The following is a 9,182-nucleotide window of genomic DNA, read 5'->3' on the forward strand; positions in this document are numbered from 1 at the left end:
GCCCTTGTCCCCCCGCGCGCCAGCGAACGTCGCCTGCCCATAGCCTAGCGCGGCGATATCGACCTGGCGCGACCGCAAGGTCTGTTCGAGCTGCGGCCCGGGCACCACGACGAGGTTGGCGGCATTCGGCGGCAGGCCGACGCCGTGCAGCGCCTCGCGCACGGTATAGTCGAGATGGGCGCCGAGCGTGTTGACCGCAATGGTTTTGCCGGCGATGTCGGCAATCGATTTGATCGGACTGTCTTCCAGCACGTAGAAGACGCTCCGCACTTGCCTGTTGATGCCGTTGCTTGGATAGACGGCGACGAAGTCGTTGCCGCCGGAGATCGAATTGATCACCGCAGCGGTCGCGGCCGAGCCGAGATCGACGCTGCCGGAGGCGAGCGCGAACAGCGATTCCGGGCCGCCGCCGGAGTAGCCGACATTCTCCAGCTTGACGCCGACGTCCCTGAAATAGCCGAGCTCTTCCGCCAGCTCATGCGGCGAGATGCTGCCGCGGCTGGCGAGGTAGCGCAACGTGACCGGCGCGACTTGCGCAGCGGCAAAGCGAGGCAGGCCGGTGGCGATGATGCCGGCGGCAAAGGGAGCGCCGGCAAGCAGGGAACGGCGAGTAATTGGCATGGTCCGGTCTTTCCTGTTGGAGGATGGTGCCTGTTGGAGAGGATGGCGAAAGGCTGGTCAGTCGATGGGATTGCTCCAGCGGCAGAGCCGCCGCTGCAGGCTGACCAGCGCCTGGTTGGCGATCAGGCCGAGGCCGGCGAGGATGACGATCGCCGCAAACATCAGCGGGATCTGGAAGTTGTACTGCGCGTTCATCACCTGGAAGCCGATGCCCTTGTTGGCGCCGATCATTTCGGAGGCGATCAGCAGCAACAGCGCCGTGGTCGCACTCAGCCTTAAGCCCACGAAGATCGACGGGACAGCCCCCGGAAGCACGACCCGGCGAAACGCGGTGAGCCGCGTGGCGCCATAGACCCGGGCCATTTCGAGCAGTTTCGGATCGTCGTGCTTGACGCCGCTGCTGGTTTTGAGCAGCAGCGGAAACAGCGTCGCCCAGAAGATGACGAACACCTTTGAGGCCTCCCCCAGCCCGAGCAGCAGGATGAACACGGGGTAGAGCGCCAGCGCCGAGGTCTGCCGGAAAACCTGCAGGATCGGATCAAGCGCGGTTTCGACGGCACGCACCTGGCCCATGAACAGACCGAGCGGGATGGCAACCGCCACAGCCGCCGCGAAGGCGAGGCCGGCGCGCTGCAGGCTGATGGCGATGTCGCCAAGCAAGGTGCCGCCGGCCAAACCATTCCACAATGCGGTGACGATCGTGTCGATCGGCGGCAATACCGCCGCGTTGACCCATCCCGCGCTGCTCGAGACCTGCCAGATCGCGAGGAAGCCGATCAGGATGCCGAAACGGGACAGGAAGCGGACGACAGTCCGGTTGACCAGGCGCGGGAAATCGGCGCCAAGGCTGGTTCTGCCGCCATGTGCATCGATCGTCACCCGCTGCTCGATGTGTTGCAAACTCATCGTCTTGCCCTTTGCTTCAGGGAATTATTCGGCGGCCAGCACCTTGGAGCGGGCGGCGGTCCAGGGATTTTCCGGCCGCCTGAGGCCAAGATTCTCGCGCAGGGTCCTGCCTTCATAGGCGGTGCGGAACAGGCCGCGGCGCTGCAGCTCGGGGATCACCAGGTCGACGAAATCGTCGAGCGCGCCAGGCAGCCACGGCGGCAGGATGTTGAAGCCGTCGGCGGCCTCATTGCCGAACCATTCCTCCAGCTGATCGGCGACCTGCACCGCGCTGCCGATGACGGTGTAGTGGCCGCGGGCCGTTGCCACCCACTGGTAGAGCTGGCGGATGGTGAAGTTGTGCTCGTCGGCAATCTGGCGGATCAGGGCCTGGCGACTCTTCATGCCTTCGGTCTCCTTGCTCGGCGGCAGCGGCCCGTCGAGCGGATAACCGGTGATGTCGAGCGTCTGGCCGGCCAGCCCGTTGAGCAGGGCCACGCCATCCTCGGGCAGGATCAGCTCGTTCAGCTGCTGATACTTGGCGCGGGCTTCCTCTTCGGTGCGGCCGACGAAGGGTGCTACGCCCGGCATGATCAGCACCTGTCCGGGATCGCGGCCGATTGCCGCCACGCGCGCCTTGATGTCGCGGTAGAATTCTTGCGCCGAGGCCAGGTTCTGATGGGCGGTGAAGATGACCTCAGCCGATTGGGCGGCGAGCTTGCGTCCGTCCTCCGACTGCCCGGCCTGCACCACCACCGGATGCCCTTGCACCGGACGCGGCACATTGAGCGGGCCTTTGACGCTGAAATGCGGGCCTTTGTGATCGATGTCGTGGAGCTTGTCCTTGTCGTAGAAGCGCCCCGACTTCTTGTCGCGGATGAAGGCATCGTCTTCCCAGCTGTCCCACAGCGCCTTGACCGTCTCGACATGCTCATGCGCCCGGGCATAGCGCTCGGCGTGGGCAGGCTGCGCCTCGCGGTTGAAATTGCGCGCGGTGTCATCGCCCGCCGAGGTTACGACATTCCAGCCGGCCCGGCCGTTCGACAGAAGGTCGAGCGAGGCAAACTTGCGGGCGAGCGTATAGGGCTCCTCATAGGTGGTGGAGGCAGTGGCGATGAAGCCCAGATGCGTGGTGAGCGGCGCCAATGCAGCAAACAGCGTGACCGGCTCGTACCCGGCGATCTTGGCATTGCCGCCTTCGCGGGCGCCGAGGCCGACGGTCAGATTGTCGGCGAGGAAATAGGCGTCGAACAGGCCGCGCTCGGCGGTCAGCGCGAGCTGCCTGTGGAACTCGAAATTCGTCGCGCCGTCGGCCGGCGCGTCAGGATGGCGCCAGGCGGCGATGTGCTGTCCGCCACCGGGCAGGAAAGCACCAAGCTTGATCTGCCGGGACTTGCTGGGTCTGGTCATTGCGGGTTCCTTCTGAGCTGTGCGGAAAGGGAATCGAGGTCACTGACCGGTGTTCAGGCGGCAAGGCCGACGCTGCGCGGCACCGCCCGGCACGCCTCGGCGACCGCTTGCCTGGCGCGAGCATGGATGGCTTCGGACACCAAGACGCCGTTGGCGAAGTCCTTGTCGGAGGCGTAGATCGCGGTCGGCAGGGTCAGCGCCTCGAAGAAGCCGAACAGCGGCCGCAGCTGATGTTCGACCACCAGAGAATGACGATCGCCGCCGCCGGTTGCAGCAAGGATGACCGGCTTTCCCCTCAGGGATGACGGGTCGAGCAGGTCGAAGAAATGCTTGAAAAGCCCGGTGTAGCTGCCTTTGAAGGTCGGCGAGCCAATCACCAGGACATCGGCCGCCAGCAATTCCTCGACGATGTTCCTGGCCGACGGATCCAGATCGCCAATGCGCCTTGCCTGCGGGAACGACCGACCGAGATCCTCGATGTCGAAAACGGTCGAGGCTGCACCGGTGCTGCTCGCCACCTCCGCGACGATGTGGCTGATGAACGCCTTGGTCTTCGACGGTCGGCTCAGGTTGCCCGACAGCCCCACCACCAGCTTTTTCGACATTTTGGACTCCTCGCAAAACGGCTTCTGTGCATTACTCTACTTAGTTTATAGAATTAGATCAGAAAGAAGATTTCAAAACGAACCCGCCAAGCGGATTGAGTTTGCGGCACATCCCCGTTGATTGGTTCATTCGACGCGAAATGCGAACGCCGGGTTTGGCAAGGGCGCCTTGACCGCATTCCGGCCATGCGTTGATGATCTCAGCGCACCAAAGCCATCCGCCCGGGGGATTCGCATGAAAACAGTCAATCTGATGTGTCTTCTTCTGGCCTGTTTGCTGGCATCGCCGGCGCAGGCGGGATGGAAGCCGGTCGAGAAGGTAGAGACCTACGCCGTTTCAGGGCAGACCGGTCCCCAGCTTCATACCTCGATGGGCGAGCGCGGGCCGATGATCGGTAAAGGCAAGGTCCGCGCCATGGCCTACACCAATTTCAAGCTGACCTGGGTCAGGGACTATCAGCGACAAGGCAATGCCTGCGTGCTGGTGTCGGCGCGGCCGAAGCTCATCATAACCTACACCTTGCCCAAAACGTCCGGGCCGGTGCCGGCCACCGTGCAGAAGAGTTGGGACGTTTTCGCCGCTGGCCTCGCCGCCCACGAAAAGGTGCATGGCGACATCATCGTCGACATGGTCCGCAAGATCGAGACGGCGACCATCGGCCTGTCCGTCCCCGACGATCCCGGCTGCAGCAAGATCAGGACCGAAATGACCCGGCGGCTTGCCGAACTCTCCCAGGCGCAGCGGCAGGCAAGCCGCGATTTCGACCGAATAGAATTCGCCCCGCGCGGCAATCTACAGCAGCTCGCCGTCGCCTTGCTGATGGGGCGGTAGGGGAAGGATGCGAGCCACAGCGAGGCTAGCGAAAGCATTGATGACGGCCGATCTCCCCCCTTGCGGGGGAGATGTCCGGCAGGACAGAGGGGGGTGCTGTCCCGCCGAACTCTCAACCAATCGTAGGCACGCCCTCAGGCTGGTTTTCGGTTGGAAAGGGATTAGCTCGAAAGTTTGCGATCCTTCCCACCCCCCTCTGCCCTGCCGGGCATCTCCCCGCAAGGGGGGAGATCAGCTGTCATCGACGATGTCGCCAGCCTACAAAACGAGGGTGCCTGATGGGTCACGATCTCGTTCCGTCACGTCAGCGCAAGAACGCTAAATCCATGCGCCGTGTGATGACCGAGGCCGAGTTGAAACTGTGGAACGAGCTTCGCGCCCATCGACTGATGGGGCTGAGCTTTCGCCGGCAGGTGCCAATCGGACCCTACATCGTTGATTTTGCCTGTCCGACACACCGCCTGGTCGTCGAGGTTGATGGCAGCCAGCACGCGGACGCTGAACACATGGAGCGCGATGCAGCACGCAGCGCTTATTTGAAGAGCAGCGGCTGGACCATCCTGCGCTTCTGGAACGACGACGTCATTCGCGACATCGACAATGTCTGCCAGCATATCGTCATCGAGGCGGGGCTGGACAGGCGCTGATCTTTTCCTTTGGCATAGCGGCAGAGTCCCCCTCAGCCAACTCGCCCTCGCCTCACCCCGTCACCGGCGTCCACATCACATCCTCGACCCGCACGGCCCCAGTTGCCAGCATCACCAGCCGGTCGAAGCCGAGTGCGGCGCCACTTGCCTGCGGCATGATGGCCAGTGCGGCGAGGAAATCCTCGTCGATCGGATAGCGTTCGCCATAGATGCGCTCCTTCTCGTCCATCTCGAGGATGAAGCGCCGGCGCTGCTCGGCGGCGTCGGTCAGCTCGCCGAAGGCGTTGGCCAGCTCGACGCCGCAGCAATAGAGCTCGAAGCGTTCGGCGACGCGCGGATCATCCGCGCTCGGCCGGGCAAGGGCGGCCTCCGAAATCGGATAGCCGTAAAGGATGGTGGCGCGCCCCTGCCCCAGCGCCGGCTCGATCTTTTCCACCATCACCCGGCTGAACAGATCGGCCCAATTGTCGTCGGGCGCCGTGCGTAAGCCCGCCTTGATCAGAGCCGCGTTCAGCGCTTCGCGATCGGTGCTGCCGTCGGCGGCGACCGTGGCCAGCAGATCGATACCGGCATGGCGCATGAAGGCCTCGGCGACGCTCAACCGTTCGGGCTCGGCGAACGGATCGGCCTCGCGGCCGCGAAAGGCGAAACGTTTTGTGCCGGCGCGCTTGGCGGCCAGCGCGACAAGCCCTGCGCAATCCTCCATTAGGCTCTCATAGGTCTCATCAGCCCGATACCATTCGAGCATGGTGAAGGACGGATGGTGCAACGGGCCGCGCTCGCGGTTGCGATAGACGGCACTCAGGCTGAAGATGCGTTTCTCGCCGGCGGCGAGCAGCTTCTTGCAGGCGAATTCCGGCGAGGTGTGCAAATAGAGCGGCTGACTCGCGCCGTCCGGGCCGATCGCCTCGGTGGCGAAGGCCGACAGATGCGCCTCGTTGCCGGGCGAGATTTGCAGCGCCGCCGTCTCCACCTCGACGAAGTCGCGGCGGGCAAACCAGTCGCGCAGGGCCGCAGTGATGGCATTGCGCAGGATCAGCCGCGGCCGTCGGTCGGCGTGAACATCAGGCGTCCACCAGGGCGAGGCGGCGGTCATGACAGCCGGATTTGCATGGAGGACTGGCGATTGTCGCCAAGATGCGCTAGGCCGCACCGAACGGCTCCCGCAGCCGATTTGCGCCAGTCGGCGCTCCCAGGCCAGTCAACGCTCTTAGGAATAAAGCCCGTGAAGGTCATCGCCAGTTCCCTACGCAAAGGCAATGTCGTCGAAAAGGACGGCAAGCTCTATGTGATCCTCTTTGCCGAAAACATCCATCCGGGCAAGGGCACGCCGGTGACCCAGCTCGACATGCGCCGCATCTCCGATGGAGTGAAGGTTTCGGAGCGCTACCGCACCACCGAGCAGGTCGAGCGCGCCTATGTCGAGGAGCGCGAGCACACTTTCCTCTACCGCGACTCGGAAGGCTTCCATTTCATGAACCCGGAAAGCTACGACCAGGTCGCGGTGTCGGAAAGCGTGGTCGGCGAGATGGCGCCCTATCTCACGGAAGGCATGGCGGTGCAGATCTCGCAGCACAATGGCATCGCCATCTCGCTGGTGCTGCCGCAGCGCGCCACCTTCGAGGTGGTCGAGACCGAGCCGGTGACCAAGGGCCAGACGGCTTCTTCGTCCTACAAGCCGGCGACGCTGTCCAACGGCGTGCGCACGCTGGTGCCGCCGCACATCAGCGCCGGCACCCGCGTGGTAGTGATGACGGCCGATGGCGCGTATGTGGAGCGGGCGAAGGATTGAGAGGGGTCGCTTGCGAGCGACAGGCGGCGCGCGCTGCCGGCGGGACGCGCGGCGGCTAGTAGCGGGAGCAAATTGCGTACACAGCTGCCAGATATGTAAGTGCAATCGTGACGTAGGAGACTGCGAGTTCGGCCACGATCGAGGAGATTTGAAGCAGCGTCACCGGAAAACCCTTTGTTAACTCTAAATCGCTAATACGCGTTAATCCTGTCTCTTAACAATCCCCTTAAGTATACGGCGAGCGAGACCGTGTGTGCTCGCTACGGCGCCTGATCGTCGCAGAATGCCAAAGTAGGGCCGCAACCCGCGATCGGCCCGTGCCACCATGCGGGCCGGGAAGAGCCTTCTTTATGGGACACTGCAGCGGGGATTCAGCCAAGGATGAGACCCGCTACCAGAACCGTAAGGATCATCGACAGCGGAACGGCAAGAAGGCAGCACGCCTCCAAAGTGTTAATTTGCCAAGAGTTCATCGGGCGCTTCCCAGTTGGATTCCTATCTAAACGGGCAAACCGGGACGGCAGTTCCACGGAAAATGCCCGGCGTCATCCACGCCGCTCATCGTGCCGATGGGCGCCAACCCTCGTTCCCGGTCATCCAGCGAGCGCGCGCCAGATGCGTCGCCCAAGCCCGGAATGCCCGTTCCGGCTCCTGGTTCGGATCAATGTGCAGAACGGTGCGGGCGACCTCACGCCAATCGGCCCCGTCCGCCGAAGCATCGAGCAGCCGGATGTAAGTCAGCATGCAGTGCTCGTCATAGGCGGTCAGCACCGAAGAGGTCGGCGCCACGTCTGCGAAGTGAGGGTCTAGCGGTGGCTTTGGCATTGCGATCTACCAGCAATGGCGCACCGTAACAGGCCGTCAATAAGCCCGCGCCCTTCAATCGGAGGATGCTGGCCGATCGAGGTTCGCCTCTAGCCTGATCCCCCATCGGTCCGGCGCCCCGCCCGTCCGCTCGCGCCCTACCCCCGCGGCCGCCGCATCAGCATCATCCCGTAATGCACCGCCAACAAATCCAGCCCGATCTTGAGCAGTTTAGACACCACATCCCGCGGCTCGCCCGTCTGTTCGGCGAGGCTCTTCACCGTTTCGCCATGGCAGCAGACTTTTTGCACCACGCCCGACACCTCCCAATGCATAAGCGCCCTGGTGGCGTCGGCATAGGCGCGGCCGGCCGACAGGATACGGTCGGCAACGCCGCCGCCGATGCGGCCGCCGTCGACGCGCTCCGTCAGCGCCATCGGCTTGACGCCGTCCTGCGCCGAGACGCGAAAATCCTCGCGGTAGCGCATGCCGGCCTCGCGCTGCTGGCGCGACAGCGAGGTGATGCCGGTCAGCGGGTCGACATTGCGCACCCGCACGATGCCGCCGGGCGGGCCGTCATTGGAAACCTCATAGATGCGCCTCGCCTCCAACGTGCCCACCGCCAGCCGCTTGCGGCCGAAAGCGTCGTCCTTCAGCGCGAAATCATGGCCGACCTCCTTGCGGATGCGCACCTGCTCGGCCTCGCCCTTGGCTAGTTTGGGCGGCTTGGGCGCCTTGACCTTGGCTGTCTTCTTGCTCATCGGTGGCTCCTCGTTGGTGATTTGCTGCGCTTCGCAGAACCTGGGTTCCTCGTCCCACAGAAGTGGGGAAAGGAACGCAAGACCCAGTTCACGCCGTATCCGCCAGCGCTGTGCGGCGATGGTCGCAGAAGCGCGCCGCGTGATAGGCGCAGTAGCTTTTCAGTGGCTGCGTGCGCAGGCCGCAGCACAGCATCTCCAGTCCCGGCCGGCTGCCGGGCGCATCGTTTTCGGGGTCTTCCTCGAGCGTCAGATCGAGCGGCGCACGGCAGCGGTTGAACAGGCAGTCGATGAAGCGCATAGCCGCGACATGCGGCCGGCGCCCGGCGGCGGCTAAGGGGCGGGGCGCCGGCACCCTGAGGGCCTCGGGCCCGTGGATCTCGCGCACGAACTGGCGCTGGGGCAGCCAGACCGGCGGCGCCAGCCTGGCCGGCGTGCGGGCGATGCTTTGCAATTCCGTATCGGTGTAGGCGGGCATGGTGTTGTTCCATTGAAAGGTTGCGTAGATGCCGAAGCTCGTCCGGGGAGGACGATCACCTCCGGCGGCCAAGCTTCGCCTCGGCCGCCTCACGGGTGGCGCCGGAAACCGCCCTGCCCGTGCGCCGATCGAAGACGATGACCGTGCCGTCCTCGGTGCGGATGCAAGAAAGGCCGGCATTGCACTCGCGGACATTCGTGGCCGGAGCCGTGAGGGGAACGGCTCCGGCCGTTGCGCGGGCCGGCGCGGGGCGCCCGGGGCGAGGGGGCCGCGCGCCCCGGACCGCGGTGCGAGCCCCGGGGGGGGGGGGGCGCCGGGGCCGGTGGGCGCCCGCAGGTGGGGGGGGGGGG

General features: G+C 64.7%; 12 protein-coding genes. 3 read left to right on the forward strand and 9 right to left on the reverse strand.

The window, feature by feature from the left end; genetic code table 11:
* The 4 genes from NKH12_RS28955 to msuE form a co-directional block, all read right to left on the reverse strand.
* A partial coding sequence (locus NKH12_RS28955; RefSeq protein ID WP_352956260.1) for an ABC transporter substrate-binding protein occupies window positions 1-621 on the reverse strand: 621 nt, incomplete at its 3' end.
* A gap of 57 nt (window positions 622-678) precedes the next feature.
* Entirely contained in the window at window positions 679-1,527 is an 849-nt protein-coding gene (locus NKH12_RS28960; protein ID WP_352956261.1) for an ABC transporter permease, read from the reverse strand.
* Between the two features lie 24 nt (window positions 1,528-1,551).
* Window positions 1,552-2,916, reverse strand: a complete 1,365-nt coding sequence (locus tag NKH12_RS28965) for an LLM class flavin-dependent oxidoreductase (RefSeq protein WP_352956262.1) — start codon at window positions 2,914-2,916, stop codon at window positions 1,552-1,554.
* Window positions 2,917-2,969: 53 nt separating this feature from the next.
* Complete coding sequence (gene msuE, locus NKH12_RS28970) at window positions 2,970-3,521, reverse strand: FMN reductase (protein ID WP_352956263.1); 552 nt, start codon at window positions 3,519-3,521, stop codon at window positions 2,970-2,972.
* Window positions 3,522-3,756: 235 nt separating this feature from the next.
* Between msuE and NKH12_RS28975 the strand changes: the two genes are divergently transcribed.
* Window positions 3,757-4,353: a DUF922 domain-containing Zn-dependent protease gene (locus tag NKH12_RS28975; RefSeq protein WP_352956264.1), complete on the forward strand. Its 597-nt coding sequence runs from the start codon at window positions 3,757-3,759 to the stop codon at window positions 4,351-4,353.
* A 278-nt stretch (window positions 4,354-4,631) separates the two neighbouring features.
* Window positions 4,632-5,000 (forward strand): endonuclease domain-containing protein, encoded by a 369-nt coding sequence (locus NKH12_RS28980; RefSeq protein WP_352956265.1) that lies wholly within the window; start codon window positions 4,632-4,634, stop codon window positions 4,998-5,000.
* Between the two features lie 52 nt (window positions 5,001-5,052).
* Here NKH12_RS28980 and epmA read toward each other — a convergent pair whose 3' ends face one another.
* The gene (epmA, locus tag NKH12_RS28985; RefSeq protein WP_352956266.1) at window positions 5,053-6,096 is read right to left on the reverse strand and encodes an EF-P lysine aminoacylase EpmA; all 1,044 of its coding nucleotides are present in this window, start codon (window positions 6,094-6,096) and stop codon (window positions 5,053-5,055) included.
* Between the two features lie 129 nt (window positions 6,097-6,225).
* Between epmA and efp the strand changes: the two genes are divergently transcribed.
* Window positions 6,226-6,792, forward strand: a complete 567-nt coding sequence (gene efp / locus NKH12_RS28990; RefSeq protein WP_292509035.1) for an elongation factor P — start codon at window positions 6,226-6,228, stop codon at window positions 6,790-6,792.
* A 558-nt stretch (window positions 6,793-7,350) separates the two neighbouring features.
* Here efp and NKH12_RS28995 read toward each other — a convergent pair.
* From NKH12_RS28995 to NKH12_RS29010, 4 genes are all read right to left on the reverse strand, one after another.
* Window positions 7,351-7,617 (reverse strand): hypothetical protein, encoded by a 267-nt coding sequence (locus NKH12_RS28995; RefSeq protein WP_352956267.1) that lies wholly within the window; start codon window positions 7,615-7,617, stop codon window positions 7,351-7,353.
* A 137-nt stretch (window positions 7,618-7,754) separates the two neighbouring features.
* Window positions 7,755-8,357, reverse strand: coding sequence for a DUF6456 domain-containing protein (locus NKH12_RS29000; protein ID WP_352956268.1), 603 nt, complete (start codon window positions 8,355-8,357; stop codon window positions 7,755-7,757).
* Window positions 8,358-8,445: 88 nt separating this feature from the next.
* Window positions 8,446-8,832 carry a hypothetical protein gene (locus NKH12_RS29005; RefSeq protein ID WP_352956269.1) on the reverse strand — a complete coding sequence of 129 codons (387 nt, stop codon included), beginning with the start codon at window positions 8,830-8,832 and terminating at the stop codon, window positions 8,446-8,448.
* 55 nt (window positions 8,833-8,887) lie between these two features.
* Window positions 8,888-9,182: hypothetical protein (locus tag NKH12_RS29010; RefSeq protein WP_352956270.1), on the reverse strand; the 295-nt coding region annotated here is incomplete at its 5' end.

Origin of the sequence: Mesorhizobium sp. M1322 (assembly GCF_040318085.1) — a bacterium.
Lineage (GTDB): Bacteria > Pseudomonadota > Alphaproteobacteria > Rhizobiales > Rhizobiaceae > Mesorhizobium.

Excerpts from the sequence above, each read along its gene's own strand:
- NKH12_RS28960 (WP_352956261.1), bottom strand. The coding sequence starts at position 1,527 with ATGAGTTTGCAACACATCGAGCAGCGGGTGACGATCGATGCACATGGC.
- NKH12_RS28965 (WP_352956262.1), bottom strand. The coding sequence starts at position 2,916 with ATGACCAGACCCAGCAAGTCCCGGCAGATCAAGCTTGGTGCTTTCCTG.
- msuE (WP_352956263.1), bottom strand. The coding sequence starts at position 3,521 with ATGTCGAAAAAGCTGGTGGTGGGGCTGTCGGGCAACCTGAGCCGACCG.
- NKH12_RS28975 (WP_352956264.1), top strand. The coding sequence starts at position 3,757 with ATGAAAACAGTCAATCTGATGTGTCTTCTTCTGGCCTGTTTGCTGGCA.
- NKH12_RS28980 (WP_352956265.1), top strand. The coding sequence starts at position 4,632 with ATGGGTCACGATCTCGTTCCGTCACGTCAGCGCAAGAACGCTAAATCC.
- epmA (WP_352956266.1), bottom strand. The coding sequence starts at position 6,096 with ATGACCGCCGCCTCGCCCTGGTGGACGCCTGATGTTCACGCCGACCGA.
- NKH12_RS28995 (WP_352956267.1), bottom strand. The coding sequence starts at position 7,617 with ATGCCAAAGCCACCGCTAGACCCTCACTTCGCAGACGTGGCGCCGACC.
- NKH12_RS29000 (WP_352956268.1), bottom strand. The coding sequence starts at position 8,357 with ATGAGCAAGAAGACAGCCAAGGTCAAGGCGCCCAAGCCGCCCAAACTA.
- NKH12_RS29005 (WP_352956269.1), bottom strand. The coding sequence starts at position 8,832 with ATGCCCGCCTACACCGATACGGAATTGCAAAGCATCGCCCGCACGCCG.